This is a genomic window from Hahella sp. HN01, from assembly GCF_018986435.1.
Classification (GTDB): Bacteria; Pseudomonadota; Gammaproteobacteria; order Pseudomonadales; family Oleiphilaceae; genus Hahella.
Map to the genome: position 1 here is coordinate 1 of NZ_JAHMIN010000056.1, position 19,829 is coordinate 19,829.

General features: G+C 51.0%; 16 protein-coding genes and 1 pseudogene. 7 read left to right on the plus strand and 10 right to left on the minus strand.

Translation table 11 applies throughout. The annotated features are described in order from the left end of the window. The 3 genes and pseudogenes from KP814_RS30125 to KP814_RS30130 form a co-directional block, all read left to right on the plus strand. A pseudogene (locus KP814_RS30125) lies at window positions 1–973 on the plus strand (IS3 family transposase); the annotation flags it as partial. Between the two features lie 126 nt (window positions 974–1,099). Further along, on the plus strand, window positions 1,100–1,408 hold the full coding sequence (locus KP814_RS33545) for an imm11 family protein (protein WP_371824103.1): 309 nt from the start codon (window positions 1,100–1,102) through the stop codon (window positions 1,406–1,408). Between the two features lie 33 nt (window positions 1,409–1,441). Beyond that, the gene (locus KP814_RS30130; RefSeq protein WP_216740259.1) at window positions 1,442–2,218 is read left to right on the plus strand and encodes a hypothetical protein; all 777 of its coding nucleotides are present in this window, start codon (window positions 1,442–1,444) and stop codon (window positions 2,216–2,218) included. A 136-nt stretch (window positions 2,219–2,354) separates the two neighbouring features. Here KP814_RS30130 and KP814_RS30135 read toward each other — a convergent pair whose 3' ends face one another. Next, window positions 2,355–3,182: a proprotein convertase P-domain-containing protein gene (locus KP814_RS30135; protein ID WP_216740260.1), complete on the minus strand. Its 828-nt coding sequence runs from the start codon at window positions 3,180–3,182 to the stop codon at window positions 2,355–2,357. Between the two features lie 670 nt (window positions 3,183–3,852). On the opposite strand from KP814_RS30135, the gene KP814_RS30140 reads away from it, so the two are divergent. Further along, window positions 3,853–4,341 (plus strand): type VI secretion system tube protein Hcp, encoded by a 489-nt coding sequence (locus KP814_RS30140; protein ID WP_216740261.1) that lies wholly within the window; start codon window positions 3,853–3,855, stop codon window positions 4,339–4,341. A 303-nt stretch (window positions 4,342–4,644) separates the two neighbouring features. On the opposite strand, the gene KP814_RS30145 is transcribed toward KP814_RS30140, so the two are convergent. The 8 genes from KP814_RS30145 to tagH form a co-directional block, all read right to left on the minus strand. Then, window positions 4,645–4,923 carry a hypothetical protein gene (locus KP814_RS30145; protein WP_216740262.1) on the minus strand — a complete coding sequence of 93 codons (279 nt, stop codon included), beginning with the start codon at window positions 4,921–4,923 and terminating at the stop codon, window positions 4,645–4,647. Next, window positions 4,892–5,617, minus strand: a complete 726-nt coding sequence (locus tag KP814_RS30150) for a PP2C family serine/threonine-protein phosphatase (protein WP_216740263.1) — start codon at window positions 5,615–5,617, stop codon at window positions 4,892–4,894. The genes KP814_RS30145 and KP814_RS30150 overlap by 32 nt, the downstream gene beginning before the upstream one ends. Window positions 5,618–5,687: 70 nt before the next feature. Further along, window positions 5,688–6,380: a type VI secretion system-associated protein TagF gene (gene tagF / locus KP814_RS30155; RefSeq protein WP_216740264.1), complete on the minus strand. Its 693-nt coding sequence runs from the start codon at window positions 6,378–6,380 to the stop codon at window positions 5,688–5,690. 84 nt (window positions 6,381–6,464) lie between these two features. Next, window positions 6,465–9,923 (minus strand): type VI secretion system membrane subunit TssM, encoded by a 3,459-nt coding sequence (tssM, locus tag KP814_RS30160; protein ID WP_216740265.1) that lies wholly within the window; start codon window positions 9,921–9,923, stop codon window positions 6,465–6,467. A gap of 85 nt (window positions 9,924–10,008) precedes the next feature. Beyond that, a complete protein-coding gene (icmH, locus tag KP814_RS30165; protein WP_127971851.1) occupies window positions 10,009–10,890 on the minus strand; it encodes a type IVB secretion system protein IcmH/DotU in 882 nt (293 codons plus the stop codon). Between the two features lie 105 nt (window positions 10,891–10,995). Next, window positions 10,996–12,333, minus strand: coding sequence for a type VI secretion system baseplate subunit TssK (tssK, locus tag KP814_RS30170; protein WP_216740266.1), 1,338 nt, complete (start codon window positions 12,331–12,333; stop codon window positions 10,996–10,998). A 14-nt stretch (window positions 12,334–12,347) separates the two neighbouring features. Beyond that, window positions 12,348–12,794, minus strand: coding sequence for a type VI secretion system lipoprotein TssJ (tssJ, locus tag KP814_RS30175; protein WP_241566823.1), 447 nt, complete (start codon window positions 12,792–12,794; stop codon window positions 12,348–12,350). A gap of 264 nt (window positions 12,795–13,058) precedes the next feature. Continuing rightward, window positions 13,059–14,945 carry a type VI secretion system-associated FHA domain protein TagH gene (gene tagH, locus KP814_RS30180; protein WP_216740267.1) on the minus strand — a complete coding sequence of 629 codons (1,887 nt, stop codon included), beginning with the start codon at window positions 14,943–14,945 and terminating at the stop codon, window positions 13,059–13,061. A 462-nt stretch (window positions 14,946–15,407) separates the two neighbouring features. On the opposite strand from tagH, the gene KP814_RS30185 reads away from it, so the two are divergent. The 3 genes from KP814_RS30185 (at window position 15,408) to KP814_RS30195 (ending at window position 18,826) form a co-directional block, all read left to right on the plus strand. Further along, window positions 15,408–16,166 (plus strand): PleD family two-component system response regulator, encoded by a 759-nt coding sequence (locus tag KP814_RS30185; RefSeq protein ID WP_216740268.1) that lies wholly within the window; start codon window positions 15,408–15,410, stop codon window positions 16,164–16,166. Window positions 16,167–16,504: 338 nt separating this feature from the next. Then, a complete protein-coding gene (locus tag KP814_RS30190; protein ID WP_216740269.1) occupies window positions 16,505–18,130 on the plus strand; it encodes a tetratricopeptide repeat-containing response regulator in 1,626 nt (541 codons plus the stop codon). A 6-nt stretch (window positions 18,131–18,136) separates the two neighbouring features. Next, window positions 18,137–18,826 (plus strand): HAMP domain-containing sensor histidine kinase, encoded by a 690-nt coding sequence (locus tag KP814_RS30195; RefSeq protein WP_216740270.1) that lies wholly within the window; start codon window positions 18,137–18,139, stop codon window positions 18,824–18,826. 44 nt (window positions 18,827–18,870) lie between these two features. On the opposite strand, the gene KP814_RS30200 is transcribed toward KP814_RS30195, so the two are convergent. After that, window positions 18,871–19,671 (minus strand): UPF0149 family protein, encoded by an 801-nt coding sequence (locus KP814_RS30200; RefSeq protein WP_371824104.1) that lies wholly within the window; start codon window positions 19,669–19,671, stop codon window positions 18,871–18,873. Window positions 19,672–19,829: the final 158 nt, after the last annotated feature.

The window sequence follows — 19,829 nt, forward strand, 5'->3', positions numbered from 1 at the left end:
AGCAGCTGGCCCAGGAAAACGCCCGCCTGAAGCGTCAGTTGGCTGAACAGGCGGAAGAGCTTGCCGTGTTAAAAAAAGCGGCGGCGTACTTCGCCAAAAGCGTGAAGTGAGGTACGCCTTTATGCACTCTCACACAGGCCTTTTCCGCACCACTTGCATGGCGAGAACGCTTCAGGTCTCAAGAAGCGGCTACTACGTTTGGCTCCATCGGCAGAAAGTCCCTTCTCTGCGACGGCAGCTTCAGCAATCCTTGGACATCCAGGTTAGAGCCGCCTTTGATAAAGCCAAAAAGCGTAATGGGGCGCCCCGGCTGACCAAAGACTTGGCGCAACAGGGAGTCCAGGCTAACCGTAAAACGATGGCCAGGAGCATGCAACGCTTGGGCTTGAGAGCGAAAGCCGCCAGAAAGTTTAAGGCCGCCACTCACTCCAGACATAACCTTCCTGTGGCGGAAAACCTTCTTCAGCAGGACTTTAATGCAACGGAGATAAATCAAAAATGGGCGGGCGACATCACCTATTTGTGGACGGAAGAAGGTTGGCTGTATCTAGCCGTCGTGCTGCACCTGTTCAGCCGTAAAGTCATAGGTTGGGCGATGAGTTCGCGAATGAAATCGGAGCTGGTCTGCGACGCCTTGCGCATGGCGTTGTGGCGTCGACGTCAGCCCAAAGGGGTGATCGTCCATTCAGATCGAGGTTCCCAATATTGCTCAGAAGCCTATCAGACGTTGATTCAGGCGCACGGGCTTCGTTGCAGCATGAGCGGCAAAGGCAATTGCTATGACAATGCCTGTGTGGAAAGCTTCTTTCACTCCCTGAAAGTAGAAGCGATTCACGGGGAGCGGTACGCAACCCGACAAGAAATGCGTGAAGCCGTGTTTGAGTATATCGAAGTGGATTACAATCGAACCCGTCTTCACAGCACAAATGGGTATCTCAGCCCAGAAAGTTATGAAGCATCGAAAGTCGCTTAATGACGTGTCTAATCTTTGTGGGCAGGATCAGATAGTAGCCTCTATCTATTTAGTGAAGAGTTAGTAAATTCTTTGCTGAGTAAGGGCCATACAAACCTAGTATTCAAGGACATTGAAGTCGCCTAAATGACGAAATACTTTATATTTAATTCTCTAGGTGACGCTAATAACGATAGATACTGTTTCACTTCAGAATTTCCTGTAGGTAGGATTGACTGCATTAACTGGAAGAAAACAGTTTGTGGTCGTAGAGAGAATGGCGACATTTCCAGCTATGAAAGGCTGGTCCTTGATAAGAGCAAAATGTGCAATCCCCCTCATCTGTTTCGTATCCAGTACCTGACGGATGAGTACATATTCAGCGAAGTGCTTGTTAATGCATTACTAAATGCCGACCATACAAATTTGGTTTTTAGCGAAATTGAAATCCATTAAGATAGAGCAAGCCAAAATTACGGAACCTTTATTATGAGCTCACCCTACCTCGAAGATTATAAGGAAAACGCAGAGTACGAACTGGAAATAGCCCTTCCTATCGCAATAAAAGAAACTCTGACCAACATGCAGGCGCAATCGGTATGCATGTACTTTCGGCAACGAGGCGCATGCGAATTACTGCTAACCGGTGAGCCAGACGCCTTGTATGTCAACCTGATGCAAAGCGCCGCACTACATCAGCACTACCTTCACTTTGCGCCGGAGAACGACAAAGTCACCAGCCGGGCGATGCCTTTCTATGACGCCATCGGCGGAGGTTATTGGGAGTGCGCGGAAGATATCGCAAAACATAGTCGCCTGACCTGGAATCAAAAACATGAGCTGGAAGAGGACTTTCTTTTTGTCCTGTTCATCATCAAACACTTTTTCCTTGACGCAGACGAAGATGAGTGCAGGAGCATTATTGAACGTCATGACGAAGCAGCGGAAGGCGCAGACTCAGAATACAGAGATGTTTGCGAAGCTTTTCTCGACGAAGACAGCGATGCGTTGCATGACGCCATCTGCGCCCTATTGGATGTGCGGGCGGCGAGACTGGATAAAATGGCCGAAAATGAGTCGCTTCCTGATGAGATATTGGCCTGGTCCCGTTATTTTTCCATTGAAGCATTCGCCTTGCTGCGCTTAGCGGAGAAAAAAGGGATAAAGACGGCAATAAACTACTCCCAGATTCCAGAGGTCGCCAGAAAGTCTCCTGGGTTTAAGTTTGAGCCCGACTCCTGGAAGTCACTGCATTTTGCGCCTTAAAACATTAGATTGTTTTTTTAGCGGAGTGCATGAGGGCTTAACAGCCCTCTTACTACATATCCTTCCGGTAAACCCAACCATCAGAGCCCCTTCGCCTTTTAAATCAGAGCCAAGATAGCGCAGCGACCTGGACGATCTACTCGACCGTGACACTCCAGCTATCCAGAATCACGGGCGCTTTATAGGTTTTTCCATACCCCATGATGGTCAATGTCCAGTCTCCCTGAAGCTCTGCCAGATCCATCGGACCGATAATATATTGTTTGCTGACAGAGCCCTCCCCCGTCCCCACTTTGCCGGTATAGCGACCCAACTGAGTTCCAGAAGGACCCGTCAACACAGCATTCACATACTTTATATCAAGGAAGTTCAAGGTGACGGCGACGCTTTGCGCATTATTCTCAAAAGGCACATTTAACTTGAACTGCTTCCAGGCGCTGCCCTCTGCTCCACGATCAATACGGCTGGCCTTATCAAAGGTATAAATAGAAGGGCCATCAGTTTGGTCGTCGCCGTCGTCATTTCCGGTCGTCTGCTTGCCATCGTCAATGGTAATGCTCCACTTATCCAGAGTGACTGGCGCGTCCAGGCTTTTACCGTACGCCAGAATGCGCAACGTCCAGTTTCCACTGACCTCAGGGATTGACGTATGGTCAATCACGTACTGCTTACTCAAGGAACCCTCTCCCGCGCCAACGACGCCAGCGAAGCGCCCCACCATCATCCCACTAGGATCTGTCAGCACGGCGTTAATGGATTTAGCGTCAGTTAAATTCAGGTTCACGCTGATACTCTCTATGCTATCCACATAAGAGACAGGCAATACGATCTCTTTCCAGGTCGCAGAGCCCGCATTGCGATCAATGCGAGTTGGAGCGTCGTATTGAAAAGTGTCAGCAAGCGCCAGAGGAGCCAAACTCAGAGCCGCTAGAGCCGGCAGCAATAATCTTCCCAGTAACGCCATAGGATTCTCCCAATTATAGATAGGTAGCCCCACGACAAGCGACGCTTGCTAAGAGCCTGTTTACACTGGAAAAAGAATACTAAAGGCGCACAACAACAGCACTCCTGCAAACACCCTATCAGCGCTGGTCATAGGTACTACGCAAAATGGAGAGGTTCTCTTCGTTGAGAGTGGCGGAGTAAAAGTCTACCGAATCCACGCCAAATTTTGCCAACCAGATCACATTAGATCAAAAAAAGAAGGCGAAATAGGAAAGCGAGTCGCGGTGCTTTCACAGAAGAATTCTTATTAATTAGTGTCAGAGTGACTTAATAAAAATGGTGTCAGAGTTAATCTTCCCTGCCCCGTTTATATATGTATCCAAAGCGAATACATCAGTATTTTATTAGTGCCAGAGTGAAGCAGAAATAAAGTTTAATTATCGCCCAGAGTCGCTTTAATTTCTGGTTTTAAATAGTGTCAGAGTCGTTTTAATTTATTGAAAAATATGGGTTTTTAGCCTTGAAGATCAAAGTATATCCGCTCATACTGCATCCACGCTTTAGGTAACCCGATGCAGTAAAAGCGATAGAAATTTTCTGAAAAAAATTTTGAAGGGTTTCCAAAATCTTCGACGCTTTAACTCTCGAAGATGAATTAAAACAGACAACTCAACTAGAGGAATTTCAACATGGCTATTTACATGAACTACGACGGTCTGAAAGTTAAAGGCAACGTAACTGCTGAAGGCTACAAAGACTGGATTCGTCTGGACAGCTTCCAATTCGGCGTTGGTCGTCACATCACTATGGAAGCCGGCCACATGTCCAACCGCGAAGCTACTCGTCCTAGCATCAGCGAAATTTCAGTTTCCAAACTGATGGACACCGCTTCTTCCGGTCTGTTCAAAGAGTCTTTGACTGGTACTGCTGGCGTTAAAGTTCTGGTTGATATCGTTCGCACTCAAGCTGACAAAATCGAGAAGTACGTTTCCTACGAAATGGAAGACGTAATGGTAAGCAGCTACAGCATTTCCGCTGGCGCTGAATCCGCTCCAGCTGAGTCTATCTCCCTGAGCTTCTCCAAAGTAACTATGTCTTACACTGCCGCTGACAAGAAGCACGCTGGCAAGACTCCAGAGCGCGTTGGTTACGACCTGGAAGCTGGCAAAAAGATCTAATTTGGATCTGGAGTCGCTCCTTCACAAGCGACTCGCCAAGCAAACAAAAAAGGCGAGTGGGATTTCCCCCTCGCCTTTTTTGTTATCGTTGAAATATATGATTAGCCAGCCCGCGTCAGGCCATCATAAAGCGGCCCAAACTCGTATCAAATCTAGGGAACCTCTGAAAAACGTTGGCGAGACCGCCAGTGCAAGGAAAAAGTCGGCGAAAAAGCGCAGTTTATCGTGAATAAATGAGCATTTTGAGCCGACTTTTGACGCTGCAATGGCAACACAGGTAGTTTTTCAGAGGTTCCCTAGATGTTAACGCAGAATAAGATAAAAACCTGCGACGCCAGCCGCCACACAGCAAGACGCCACCAGCGTCAATAGAATATTCCTGAAACGGGATTTGGTAATGGCTGAAACTTTATTGACATGCGCTCTCTCTTCTAAAAGCTGTTCCAAAACCACACGTCTCTGGCGACGCACTTCTCCCCGACCAATCTGCCCTTTTAGCTGCTGATAATTGATGCTCATCAGGTCAGGATGCAGTTTACTCCCGCACTCTTCAGTGCGCTTGGAGGGCGATAAAGGTGACATTATCTTTTGCATCCCCGTTTAAGGTTTCAGTAAGCAGCGTGTCGGCCGCCTCGCTCAGACTTCTAATTTGCATTGCTTTCGCCAGGCCAGCTTCTCCGACCTCGTTGTACAGGCCATCCGTACAAATTAAAAATCGATCAGAAGGTTCAACCAGTATGGCGTTAACGTCCACACATAATTGCTCATGCACGCCAACGGCGCGGGTAAGCATGTTGCGAAAGCTGCTTTGCTCAGCCTGCGCGGGCGTCATATCACCCTTATCAACCAGCTCCTGCACCTTGCTATGATCATGCGTAATACGATGTAGCTTATGATTTCGCATGAGATATACGCGAGAATCGCCCGCCCAGACCGCAACCGCCACACCATACCTGACAAACAGGCAAGCTACCGTTGAACCAACTTTACTGCCGTTCAGTTCTTGCTGCGCATAAGCCAGCAAATCATCGTTCGTTTTGATCAATGCGTCTTCAATTTGCTCAACCACATCCACCAGATATGCTCGCAGGGGCAGATGATCAAGCTGCTCGACAATCTTCTGACTGGCGACTTCGCCGGCGTGATGCCCGCCCATGCCGTCAGCCACCGCCCATAGCCCACCCGCATCCCGGGCTAGCGCAGCATCTTCATTGTGTTTTCTTACATTGCCCACATGCGTGCGCAGCTCAGACTTCCAGTTAAGGTGGTTCGCCATGAAAATTACATCTGTTCACAGGTCGCCGGACGCAGGTAGCGCCCGATGAAAAATGTCCGATTTTCCATTCCTATCTATCGTTCCATCCCCACTGCTGCCATTTTCCATCAAGGAAAGCTGTAAATCCTTGAAATTTAGGCAACCTTTCTGCCGTGACAAACCTTGGCGACACCCAGGTGGACCCCTGAGTCCACCAAAAGCTATGCGGCTCTTCCTGCTTCATAAGCATGACGTCCAACGCCCCGATAGCCACAGGAAAAGTGGATTCATCCTCTTCAGGAATCTCCAGACTGAGACTTTGAATGGAGCCGCCCGCCAGAGACTTCTCAAGCGGCGGCGTCATGGCCGCAAGCTCTGACCGAAACTCGCCGAAATCAATAATCTGCTCAAGCAGGCGCCCAATGAGAGTTTCCAATGTTTCGTACCACTCGCCATTGCTCAACAAAGTATCGACATAACTGATACGAGAGCTCAGCGGATGCAGTACAGTGAATGGAAAATATCGACCTACGCTGTCAACGCTGGGACACCACAACCCAATCCATGCCTGTTCATCAAGGACTTTGGGCATAATCATGAAGCGCCACCAGGGCGCCACAAGATAGTAATCCAACCAACGTTGCCCCAAAGACTGCTGACTTGCGTACAGACTGTTCTGCAACCATTTATCCCACGCCGAACCAAACCCGCCAGGCAGGTTCAGCTGGATAAAGTCCCCCGAAGACGGCAATTTGCCAAAATAGCCAATAGACGAGTTATTCACTTGCTCCCCATTCGCTTATCAAGCCCTACCATCCCAACCCAGTTAGAACAGCCATTTAGTTCTGTTTTCACTACCTTTAACTCTCTATAAACCGCTCGGGCAGTCGTATCGCTTTATCCATCCAGGCGTGAATGGATTAACCGTGCTACTGGCGAAAAGCTCCATTTCTCCATTGCGGTGATCCACACTGATCACTACGTTATACAGACGGGAAGTGCTTCCTTTATTCACCTTGTGAGCATCCAATAACCGGAATAGACCCCAATCCCCTTCGTACGCATCCGTGTGAAGCGTCTCATTCAAGTCTTCAAACACCACTCTGGCGCCGCTCTTATCGGCTGGCCAATCCATACTCATTTTCAACTGTGGACCGTGGGTATAACGCAAACGCTGACTGCCGACCTCGAAATCGAAACGGCGAACGGTGTTATCCAGTTTATGCGGTTTTACCTGGAAACGTACGTGCGGGTCCTCACCTTTATCACCAAAGAAGACGCGACGAATAGAGTCGGCCACCTGCATCTGCTGCAGGGCTTGGCTGCTGATGCCAATACCTCGACCATCCACGCCTTTGGCGCGCCAGGATGAAGTGATGAATGGCGCGATGTTCGCCTTGACGAAACTGTCTTCAATGCCGCCTGGCTTGAAGAACGCAGCAAAGTCGCTCAGGGAAGCGTCACTGGATGACCTGGAAGAGAATGGGTAGTTCTTCGCCAACGTCTTCTGGTAAACAGAGTACACTTCTCTATTCCAAGCCGCGCTCAAGTGCGAGCCACCAGCGCCCAACAATACTTTCCAGCTTTGGTCTCCCATGGACTCCAGCCAGCCTTTCAAATAACCAGGCGCTCTTGACGCCGTCACACGTAGCGCTTTGACTGGATCTTCTCCGCCACTGAAACGAGCCAGTGCGAACTTGAATGCGGCCTCAGATGAGTTCGGCGCAAGAGAGGTCTCTTCCAATTTGTCGAATATGCCGCGCAGTTTTTCCCAATAGCGGTCAATTTCTTTATCTTCCATTAATCTATGCAGTGACTTGAAAGCATCATCCACTGGCGTAGGCTCACGCTGCTGCGCCACCAGATTCGCCGCCGCATCCAAAGCCTGTCCAGCGCGCCCACTAACGTTTGCGTCTGGCAGCGGAGGCGTCAACAACGTTTCTTTGCTGGCGCGGTTCAACAGAGTCAGAATTGGAGATTGGGTGCGATCCAGGTTATTGGCCAGCTTGTTACGCGCTACATCCATAGAGCCGAAATCGACCACTTTGGGCGAGTTCAGCGCGCGGTTCCAAACATCGATGTAATCGGTGAAATAGAGGTGCTTGATCTTCTCTACAATGTTCTCCACATCTTTTTCAGAGAAGTCTTCTTCCACTTGCGCGCCGAGAATCCACTGCTCGCTTGAGTAGCGCTTAACCAGATTAGAGTCAGGTGAAAGATCCAGCTTGCCATACCCCGCTTTGGTGTACAGACGTGGAATCTTCAGATCCGAGCTGACTTGTGAATCCACGACAAAGGTGCCAGAGAAGTCCACGCCCAGGTCATCACGCAAATTCAGGAAGCCAGCGAACTCCGGCTGACGTTTGATTTGCTGGTAGATACGTCTTTCGATCGGAATGGTTCTCAGCTTTTCACGACTACGCTCAACAACCGTATCTTTCAGCGTCAAATCCGTGAAATTGTCGTCCAACACCTGGTTCAGGTGCGTTTTCAGAGCGCTTTGCTCAGACGCCTTACCAGGAAGCTTTTCTTCCCAATAACGCGCAAACCAGGCCTTTATCTCGTTGTCGTCGCGGACGCGGCTGTTACCCATCATCAGATAAACACGCAATGCCTCGTATATGGCGTCGTTGTTATCTTCCGTAACCAGCACGCCTTCCAACCTCTGGCGCAACAGCGGAGTTAAAAAGTGGCGCAATGAAGCATCGAAAGTTTTTTCGGTTTCCGCAACAACGCCTGCGTCGTAGAGACCCAAATTACTCAACCAAGGATGATCCACTTCAGAGTAAAGCTGCTGAGCGTCTTCCAGTGGCTTCAAGATATCCAGTACTTGCTCAAACTCATTGGGTTCAGGAGTAGCCGAAGCCAACTGATTGTGTTTGTTTAACAGTTCCTGAATATCCGCCATCATGTTCTGCGTGCTCACCACACTTGAAGTCCAAGCGGCGAGAGCCCCGCCAAAGGCGAGTAGCAGCGTGAAGAAGGCGACGCGACGCGTCCACTTTATACGGCCTTCATAGCGGGTGTTTAGCGTGGCGATTTCTGCTTCGGGGAAGATAACTTCTTTCAGCAGTTTATTCAGGAAGAAGCTTTTACCCGCGCCTGGAGCATTGGCGGCAACGTTATAGTTGATGCCGTAGTTAGAAGACAGGTTCGCAAGAATCCGGTCAATCGGGCGCCCTTCCTGGGTGCCGCTGGTAAAATACACGCCGCGGAGCAAAGATTGTTTTTCGAAGCGGCTGGTTTTGAAAACAGACTTGATAAAGCTGTCCAGCACTGAGCGCATGTTCTCCACTTGCCCAGGGAAAGCGAGAATCTTAGAGCGGCGGCGGGTGTCTCGCTCCTGATGCGCCCGCCAAATCACCCTCTCATTTAATCGCTTGACCAGTGCTTCGAATTCAGGAGCAAAATACTCCGCTGTTTGAGATGCGTTTTGATCTTCCGTATTGGGGAAGGTCATGCCCCAAACTTTTTCACGCTCAGTGGCGCCAAGGTTTTCAAAAAACTCATTAAAGCCGGAGATAAGGTCCGCTTTGGTAAAGAGGAAATAAATAGGGAATCGGACCTGGAAGTTCTCCGCCAGCTCTTGAATTCGATTGCGAATGCGTTCCGCATGCTGCAAGCGTTCGGCTTCGCTGGAACTCAGCAGGTCTTGGACGCTCACCGCCAGAAGAACGCCGTTGATCGGCCTGCGCATACGATGCTTTTTCAACAACGCAAGGAAGTTACGCCAACCTGTGCGGTCCTGCGCGGCGTCGCTATCTTGGGTGGTATAGCGACCGGCGGTATCAATTAATACGGCTTCATCCGTAAACCACCAGTCGCAATTACGGGTACCGCCTACACCACCGATTTGCTGCAGTCCTAGCTTTTCCTTCAACGGAAAATGCAGGCCGGAATTGATTAGCGCAGTCGTTTTACCTGCGCCCGGCGGCCCAATGATGATATACCAGGGCAACTGATAGACTGAACGCCGTCCCGCCTTGGTGTCGAACTTTGCGGTGCGCAGGAGACTCATTGCCTCACGGAAGCGCTCGCCAACAACTCTCGCTTCTTCATCAGATGCGGAGGGTTTGGCTTCTTCTTGAATCGCCTCCACCATGGAGTTGTTTTGCTTGCGCTGTCCCAGCATTTTTATCAAGAAGATAATGGTGGCGACAAACCAGACGCAGAGTATGACGACCAGTCTGACCGCCCCTGAAGCAGGCTCCGCCTTTTCTCCGAAGCGGACATAATCGGCCCCGAACCATATCACCAGAGAAAGCGCTATAAGTCCCACTACCGTCAAAAACCGTGGGTCAATCATCCATTTAAAAAAGCGGGACATAAGTCTCCTCATGCAACCGAAAAAGAGAGTTCAAACTACAGGACCGGATATCCGATTCGGGGAGCGGTCCGATCAATTCATCAACTTAAGACTGATACTTTTGCGTCAGTTCCTGAAGCTGCTGCGCCTGCGCGTCGGTCACCGTACCCAGCCAATAACGGAAGCCGCTATAACTCAGCAACAGCGCCGCCGCCATAATGGACGCGACAACCCACAGCGGCACGTATTCCGAAATACGCTTTTTCGCAGGAGTAGAGCCCCGCCAGCGAGGAGACAGGTCTCCGTCAAACTCGCCGCGCTGCATTTGAATGGTGCGCACCAAGTTATCGCGAATGGTCTCCAGATAGTCCCTGCCACGGGGGTCCAGCTTATATTTCCCTTCAAAGCCCAGGCTCAAGCACACGTATATCAACTCAATGAGGTCGATATACTTGGCTGGGGTCGCCAGTATCTTGTCCAAGATCAGGAATACTTTCTCACCGCCCACGTTCTCGCGATGGAACGTACTGAGAAGAGTCGCTCGCGACCAGCCGACTTCCGCTCCCCAGGGCGTATTCATGATCGCCTCGTCCAGTGCGGAGCACAAAACATAGCGAGCCGATAGCACTACGTCAGAGGCGACTCCCTTTGACTGCGCTTCGGACTCAAATCGGCGAATCTGCTGAATAACCTGCTGGCGCAATTGATTGGGGTTTTGCACCTGAACGGTCTGACGCAACTCTCCCAGTAACGCGATCAGCTCCGAAGCGCTGGCGGTAAGAGGGTTTAATCCCTGCTTTACATCCAGGCCCTGCCCGCTTTCCATAGCGCCGGGAGGAGGCGCTGGCGCCTGATGGGGCGCAAAAGCAGTCGGCGGAGGCTGCGTTGACAGCCCGCCAGAAGAGCGCCCTCCGGGTGTGGGTACAATGACTGTACGATCACCGCCGCCGGCGCCACCGAAAAATGTTTTATCAGAATCGTTGCTCATGACTTCTAATCTCGCTCAAAGCCGTCCATTCGCTTCATATTAAAACGCCGCGTATCGCAATGAAACGCGGCGAGGGCTAAACGCCTCTCTCGAAGCAAAAAACGATTAATCCCTGATTGCCCAAAACTCCATTTCCAAACCTGGGAAATCCGCGCCGATATGTACGGCGAAGCCGCTGGATTGCGCCAGGGCTCGCCAGTAATCGCTATTGCGGTCCAACTGGAAGTAGGTGAAACCGGTATGGAATGGAATCTGTCTCGGCGCCACTGGCAAGGCTTGCAGCCCGATGCCAGGCAACGCCGCATTGATCAAGTCGCGAATACTTTCGACCGGCGCAATCTTCACCTGGCTTGGGAAGCGGCTGCGGATCTGGTCCGACTTCATCTGCGCTTTGACCGCCAGTATGTATGTCGCCTTCTCCACCAAAGACCGGTCCGTAATCGGAGATACATAAATACCATAGCGACGCTCAACCAGATCCAGGGACACGGCGGAGGTTTCACTCACCGTATTCATGTACTGATTCAGAATCTGCATCAACTGCGGGATGGATTTTTCCAACTCGTCATGATGATACGCTGGCATGGTCGCGGGAGGTCTGCGTTGCACACTGGTGAACGTCGACAGTTCACCGGCTATTTGCATTAATTCGCCGAAAACGTCTACAGGATGTAAAGGGCGAATTTGCGCCAAGTGCAACAACCATGGCTCAACTCGGTTGATCATCTGCAGCATCAGGAAATCCGCGATCTCGGAAGTGCCCTGTCTGCCGCTGTCTCTCAATCGTCCAGCCAATGCTTCCGCACGTAAATTCAAGCTGCCCGCCACTTCCTGCAACAGGTTGGCAAGGCGCGGATGCGCTCGGACATCCAGCATGGGAGGGATAAACTGGGAGTCGAGAACGATTTCTCCATCATCCCGCTTATCCTGTATGCGTGCGATAGGCAACACAGCGTAACCACTGCGGTCTTCTCTTTCCAACAGAATACGAAAACGCAGTTGTCCAATCTGAATTTTAGTGCTGTCGCTATGCTCGGATGTGGAATCGAAGGTCTCCAGTTCACGGGCGTTAAACCGCACCAGCGTCTGATTGTCTTCTTCCAGATGCGTATCAGGCGAACCCGGGCGTTTAACAGGAATACCCAGATAGACAGTTTGATTCTGTAGCCCTTTCTCGGGCTCCAGAATATCAAGCTCAGAATCTATGTCTGGAACGTTGAACGGCGTTCCATCGGGGAAAATACCTCGGCAGCGATTAATGGAGAACTTTCCAAGTTTCAGCACTTGGGTGTCTATCTCCAGATCATAAAATCCCCAGAAAAAAGCCTTTAGAGGCTTGCAGCGGGCTTCCAACAACGATTCATGGTAACGATCCTGTTGCTGGAAGTGCTGAGGACGAAGGAACATGCCCTCCGTCCATACGACGCGGTTTTCAAATGACATCGAATAGCCCCGGATTAATCCTTGATGCGCATGCCAAGGCGGTCAACGAACAGATCCAGCTTGTTGCCGGTGTTCTGATCGATCTGGAAGACCACTTTGGTGGAAGCGTCGTCGTAACGGATATATTCCGCCATGACGCCGATATAGTGAGTGCGCTTATCGAAGGTGAAGGTCTCTTCTCTCAACTCGCCTGGGGTCAACTCTTTCAATTTATAAGTCTTCACCAGATCGCGGCCCAATACTTCTTTTGCGCTCTGGAACAAGGCGATGAATTCTTCCTGATCGAACTGACGATCATTTTCCAGCTCGAAGATATTCAGAATGACGGGAGAAGCTCGACCGTCTTCGTTCGGATTGACGTCGTTGGCGCCGTGAATCCTCAAAGTGACGGTGGTTTCCCGTCCGGTCCATTTGCCTACAGTCGTACACCCGGCCACCGTCAAGGCCAAGAGCAACAACATAGCCCAATTTCTGAAAGAAGCCTGGCATCTCATGAACAAAAGTCCTCCATATTTATAGATTCGCGCCATCTAAACTATGTAATCAGCCTGAGCGCACTATCAAATCAAATACGCTCAAGCAAATCTTATAAATTATAATGCTTTACAGGACAATTTCTGTCGTCCCGCAACTGCTTCCCTTGAGTATGAGAAAAAATGCAGCCAAACGCCGCACTCTTATCAAGGGGGTTTCTAGGTACAGTAATCAATTTTAAAGTGCAAGCGTCATTTCTGACGGTTTGCCTTCAACTCATTGAAACTGCGCTCATAACTTTCCGCAAAGGTCTCGCCGAATAGACGCTTGAATGTCTTTTCCGCGTCTTCGTTCATCTCTTCGAAGAAGTCCTTGTATCCTTCCCAGTTTTTACCGGCGCCGCCAAACAACGACTTGCCACGTTGCTTTTCAAAACGACGTTCCAGCTTTTCGGGGTTAAACTGACTCATAAGATAGTCGTAAGCCGCACGAATGCCATTAAAGAGCGCTAACTGGTGGTCAGAAATATCGGCGAAGGCTTCTTTTGTCGCCTCCATGGGCGACATGTAGGCGCGCCCGGACTTGGTAAACAAGTTGTCGAGTGCGTCTTCCGCCGACACCGAGAATTTCAGCGGGTTGTTCTCAGCCGCCTGAATCATGGTGAGATTCATACGGAACTCGTTTTTGATAGTTTGACGGGCTCTCAGCGCCTTCATCAGACCATCAACCGTTTCCCGAACCATATCCGCGATAACAGGCGTCAGATTAGCCTGCTGTTCTGCGGTTAAGCGCGCCAGCCCCAGGGCCTGCGCCAATCCAGCGGCCTGCTCTGGAGAAACCTGAATCGGCGGCGTGGAAACGGCTGGACGCTCGGGCTCCCGAGGCGTTTCCATAGCAGGTTGTTTTACAGGAGGAGTCTCTCGTTTGACCGGGCGCTGCTCGACCTGCCGTCTGGGCGGCACGACTTTACCCGGCGCTTGCGCGCCCGTGTTTGCAATCGGCAAATCGGGCTCGGGTTTCTGTTCGACCGGCTTTTCAATGGACTTAGGCTCAGCAGCCGGGGCCACGTCATTTAATATATCTGCGAGCGAGCCGCTATCACCAGAAGGTTCCTTGATGGAAGGCTCAGCAGGGGAAGGCTGCTGCCCCCATAAAGAGGACTCGGATGGAGAGGTGGACTCCAAAGGATCGGACTTGCTCATCCCCGCCCCGGTCAAATCCTGTATTGGCTCAATCTCTTTAGGAAGCTGGTGCGGCTGATCCGTTCCCGCCAATTGTTCAGAGGGAGTGTTCACGATATCCAACAACGAATCCGGGTTGGACTTTGGCGGCGGTTCGCGGCGCGGCTTCGGTTTGGATTCAACGGGCGGCGGCGCCTTGGGCGTAGACGGAGTTTCCGGCTTGCGCGGCTGAATGAGGGACTTATCCCAGTCCTCAGGAATTACATTGGGGATTTCCATGCGGCCACTCTCAGCAGAGCCGCCGCCAAGCCCAAAAGAATCCCCCAGCAGATTGTCCGCGGGAGGCTCGTCTCCCGACACGCCCAACCCCAGACCTTCATCATATAAAGAAGACTTTTGCGATCCGCCGATCGCGACCAGAGGATCTACAGAAGAGTCCCCGCCTGTTAATCCGGTGTCGCCGCCAATAAGTTCGCCCTTAAGCCTACCCATCGAAGGCTTGGGTTCCGGCTCCGAGCCTACGCCGGTCAGCCACTTGTCCAAATCGTCCAAGCCTGGGGAGGCAGCAGCGCCTGCGCCGCCTGGAATATCGTCAATATCAGATGTGATAGACGTTGATTCGCCGTCATCCTGCGGCTTATCCCCTTCCACCAATAATACGAACGGTCCGAGCAAAATCTGGTCGCCCTGGCTGATAGGGGTTGGCTGCCCTTTTACCAAAGCCTGGCTCAGGTTGTTAAGAAAGGTGCCGTTGGTGCTTTGATCAACAATTTCAAAGCCTGATCCGTTAAATTGAATCTTCGCGTGAACGGATGATACGTAACGGTTGGGGTCCGGCAACACCCAGGTATTCGAATTCGCGCGACCTATCGTCGCCCCTTCTTCTTCAACAGTTACGACTTTGCCCGCCATCTCGCTCTCAGGCGGACATTGAACGACTCTAAGCTTTACCTGCATGGTGATTTTCAAGTCCGAAGGAAATATCCAGTTAGATTAACTAATTATGCTTACCAGTTAAAGCGATGCATATACTCACAATGGCTTTCCGGGTTTGCGTCCCTGACTATATACGACGACGCTGCAATGGGTCGCCGACTGCCCCTAGGATAATCCTTTAGGGTTAGACAGCAACAGAATAAAACCCAAAACAATAAAAATAGACCATAAAGCCTATACTTATCGACCGGTACGCCTATATTTCATAGGCCTAAAATAGGGTTGCTAAAATTAACGCCAAATGAATAATCTGCAATCTATGTTAGAAGCGTCATTATTTGGCATAACAGCTTCATTATTCGGCTGTTGCTATATTAAAAGTTATTAAGATTATTGGACGGCGTCGAATGTCGGAGACGCTTTCTCTTCCGACGTATAGCAGGCCTGCTCCTGCTGAAAAGACAGGCGATTAAGGAACATTAAATGGCTCAGAAAACCGCTCTCATCGTTGACGACTCAGCGACAGCTCGAATTATGCTGGCCAAGGTCCTTAACAGCATGGACGTTAAAACCCGTCAGGCCAGCTCAGGTGAAGAAGCCCTGAAACTGGTTCCCGCAGAACGCCCGGACCTGATCTTTCTCGATCATCTTATGCCGGGCATGGATGGTTTCCAGACACTTAAAGCGTTAAAGCAAAATCCGGAAACCAACCAGATTCCCGTCATTATGTATACCTCCCAGAACGCCATGAAATACCAGGAAGAGGCCAAGGCCCTTGGCGCGGCGGGAGTTATCACCAAACAGGTTGAGCGCGAACGCTTATATCTGCTCGTCGAACATGTTTATATGCAGCAGGAGCTGGCTCGCACCGAAGCCAGCGTTAACACCGTGGCGGAGGCGATCGGCCAGACTCCTATGTCTACCGAGCAACCCGCCGCGCCACGTAAAGTCGTCCCGTTGCGCCCGGGTCAGCAGAAAATGGAAGATCACGTGGAGCAGCGCATCGCTTCTCTACGCAGCGAGCTGGAAACCCAGCAAAACGAGCGCTACTGGAAACCACTGGAAGAACTGAAAAAGCAGAATGGCCGCCTGCGCATTGCGCTATGGGCGATGATCGTCGTATTCATTCTGACAGGGCTGAAGTTGAACTCTCTGGATTCCGCCTTTGAAGCCATGCAAAAAGAGGTGAATTCCGCCAGACAGGTTCTGAATGAACTGATCGCCATCATGGAAGAAACCTGATCAACGAAAAGAGTCATTAACAGAATCGGTAGCAACCGTGAATTAGAGGGCGCTTAAGCGCTCTCTTATTATTACCCCACCCTTCCCTGATCTCGCCCACCATTGCAGACCTTGCCAAGCGCACCAACATTCAAGAGCCTATTGCGCAAGCCTCCGCCCTCGTTTCAGGCAAGAAAATAAATATCCGTTACACTTACTTAAAGTAATTCTTTAGAAAGAGAGCATTACATCGATTGTTTTTCTGGGCTTTCATCAAAGATGTCTGCTGCGCAGTGCGCCTGCTTAAATACGGAAAACCCAAGTTCATCTCAGTGAGCCAATAGCCGGGAAATAGCGCAATGCTGTTCAAGACTTATCAAAAGAAAAAGTTTCTGCTGGTCGATGATTTTGACAATTTCATCTTCTCACTCAAACAAATGCTGCGCCGACTTGGCGCGGAGGATATCGACAGCGCCCGCAACGGCGAAGATGCGGTGCAGCTGTTTTTACGCAAGCATTATGATGTGGTGTTCTGTGACTACAACATGGGGGAACACAAGAACGGACAGCAAGTACTGGAAGAGTTGCGCTTCCGTAAGCTGCTGAAAAATACAGATATCTTCTTGCTGGTCAGCGCTGAAGCCGCCAAAGATATGGTGTTTGGCGCACTGGAGTGCCAGCCTGATGGTTACATCACCAAGCCCATCACTCAATCCATACTGCAAAACCGCCTTGATAAGCTAATGGAGCAAAAAGAGGCCACCGCAGATATCAATCGCGCGATTGATCTGGAGGATTACTCCAAGGCGATTACCCTTTGCAATCAACATCTCAAGGCCAACACCAAATACCGCTCCTGGACCGTAAAAACCCTGGCGAACCTGTACTATCTCAGTGGCGATCTGGTGCACTCCAAGCAGATTTATGAAGATATTCTGCAAAAACGCCGCTTGGACTGGGCCCGCCTGGGACTTGGCAAAGTGCTGCTGGCGGAAGGCAATGCGCAAGAGGCGGCGGTTAAATTTGAGGAGTTGATCGAAGAGCAGCCCTTGTTGGTGGAAGCCTATGACTGGCTGGCCAAAGCACAGCGTCATATCGGCCACGGTAAAAAAGCCCAGGGGACGCTACAACAAGCGGTGGAAATCTCCCCCCGCGCCCTGCTGCGTCAAAAAGAGCTGGCGGAGATCAGTCGCTCGTTGCATGACTTGGAAACCGCCTCCAAAGCGTACCGACAGACCAACAAGTTGAGCGAGTATTCCTGCCACGAATCACCAGATTTGTATTTGGATTTTACCCGCTGCCTGTCTGACCTGTCGGAAGGCGACACCTCATCACAAGGCCAAAAGCTGGCCTCGGAAGCCAATGCAGCGCTAGATCGCATCCGCAGAAAATATAAAGACGATCCAGCGACACAGCTGAAAAGCCACATGGTTGAGGCCAGGGTCTGGTCCGGCCAAGGCAAAGCCCAAGAAGGCGCTAAGGCGCTGAAGCAGGCGCAAACCTACTTTGACGAAGCCGCCAAGGACAATCCGGACCTGGCACTGGAAATGGCGCAAACGTTGTATGCGCTAAACCAGGAGAAAGAAGCCGAACAACTGCTGACCGAGCTTGCCGCCAAGTATCCGGATAATGAGAAGCTTCAAGACAGAATCGAAGAGTTGCGCGACGAACCCGTAAGCCTGAAACAACGAATCAAAGCTCGGGAACTCAACAGAAAAGGCATCCAGTTATACGAGGAAGGCGCCTTGTCGGATGGGGTAGCCGTATTCAAGGAAGCGATGGCGATTACACCGGCTCACGTCGGCCTGAATCTAAACCTGCTGCAAACACTGATCAAATCCGCCTCTCAGTCCAAACTGAACGCGGAATATCAGGGGCTCGCGCAGCAGTGTCTGAGTCGGCTGCAACGACTGACGCCGCAGCACAGACAGTACAAGCGCTATCAACACTTGTTGCAGCGATACCAGCAAATTCAACGAGGTTAATGCACCGTGACACAGAAAAACAAACTGGACTTCAGCTTTATCATGGCGGCCAGCGTTCACGATATGAAGAACTCTCTGAGCATGTTGCTGCACTCGCTGGACGAAGTGAATCACGAAATCGCGGAACTGGACCTGCCCATTGCTCAACGCATGGCGACGCTGCAGTATGAGGCCGCGCGGGTCAACAACGATCTGGTGCAGTTGCTCAGCCTTTACAAGCTGGATGCAGACATGCTGACCGCAGACATCGATGAACACTTCCTACTGGACTTTCTGGAAGAGCAAGTGGCGCGCTACCACCCACTTTTCGCCGCTCGCAACATGCGTTGCGAGGTAGACTGCGACGAGAGATTAACAGGGTATTTTGATAATGACTTGGTGTCTGGCGTAGTGAACAACATTCTCGCCAACGCGATTCGTTACAGCCGCAGCCAGATCAGAGTGTCCGCCAGAACAGAGGAAGACGGCCTTTACATCACGATCGAAGACGATGGTCAGGGATTTCCCGCCAAGATGGTGGAGATTCCCGAGCAGCTATCGACGGAAGTGGATTTCGAGTCAGGCAGCACTAATCTGGGACTGTATTTCGCCCACCGTATAGCTCAGCTGCACATGCAAAAAGGAAAAACAGGCAAGATTTCACTGCGCAACGGCGGCGCGCTGAATGGCGGCGTCTTTGAAATGTATTTGCCCTGAGTCCGTTCGCCTACCGCCGGGATCACCGGCGGCCAAACGTAAACTTACAGACAACACTTCTTGAACTTTTTACCGCTCCCGCAAGGACAAGGATCATTACGGCCGACTTTGGGTTCTTCACGCACCAGCGGATCATGATGCTGGAAGTAAACGGACAGGCCCCGCCCCGCTTTTGCGTATCGCATCAGATACCCATTCAGATCCTCATGAGCGCCGCGTAACTCCTCGCGAAAATCATCCTGTTGAGACGCGCCTTCACGCTCCAGAATCTCCAGTGCGGCATCCACATCCTGAAAGACTTTCAGAATCGAAATGGTGTCATCCAAATCCCGCGACATTTTCTCGTAACCGCCGGGATCGCGTTGCGCCAGCATCTCCAGAGCGCGCACCCAATTTGGCGCCAGCCACTCATCCGCCAGAATAACGCCCTCGCACCAGTTTTCGAAACTGCGGCGTTCCTCGGTATCCCAGCTGAACAAACAATCTGATGGCAGCGTCGGCGCGCCGATTTCTATTTGTCCGCGAATTTCCTGATACAGCGCCTTCATGTCCTCGATCACCGTCGAGTCACTTTGGCACAGCTCCTCCTGATAGCATTCTCCCAATGCGACGGGTAGCCAGTCCTGCTCGTCTATTTCAACAGGGCAACAGGCTAATCCGAACAAAAAACCGTGACATTGATTGTAATTAAGCAAGTCCTCACAGCGTTCGGCGTCACACAAAAATGCACGCAGGTCAATAAATCGCGGATCAGATTCATAGCCCGAAGCGACTTGTCCCCTCGGGTATACGGAAGGAAATTCAACTCCCATACCACTCGATCCTTTTAATAATCTGTTATTCATTCAAGTGTAAAACGAAACAGGCAATATTGTTAGTAATTTAATATGGCCCCGGCGCGTCCTCGCGTTGGCTCCAGGGCGCGCCAGACTCGCCTCAGCGGAGTACGCCCCTTTCTACGCCCAAAGAAAATATCGACTACTCCCCCACTCACCCCCACCTC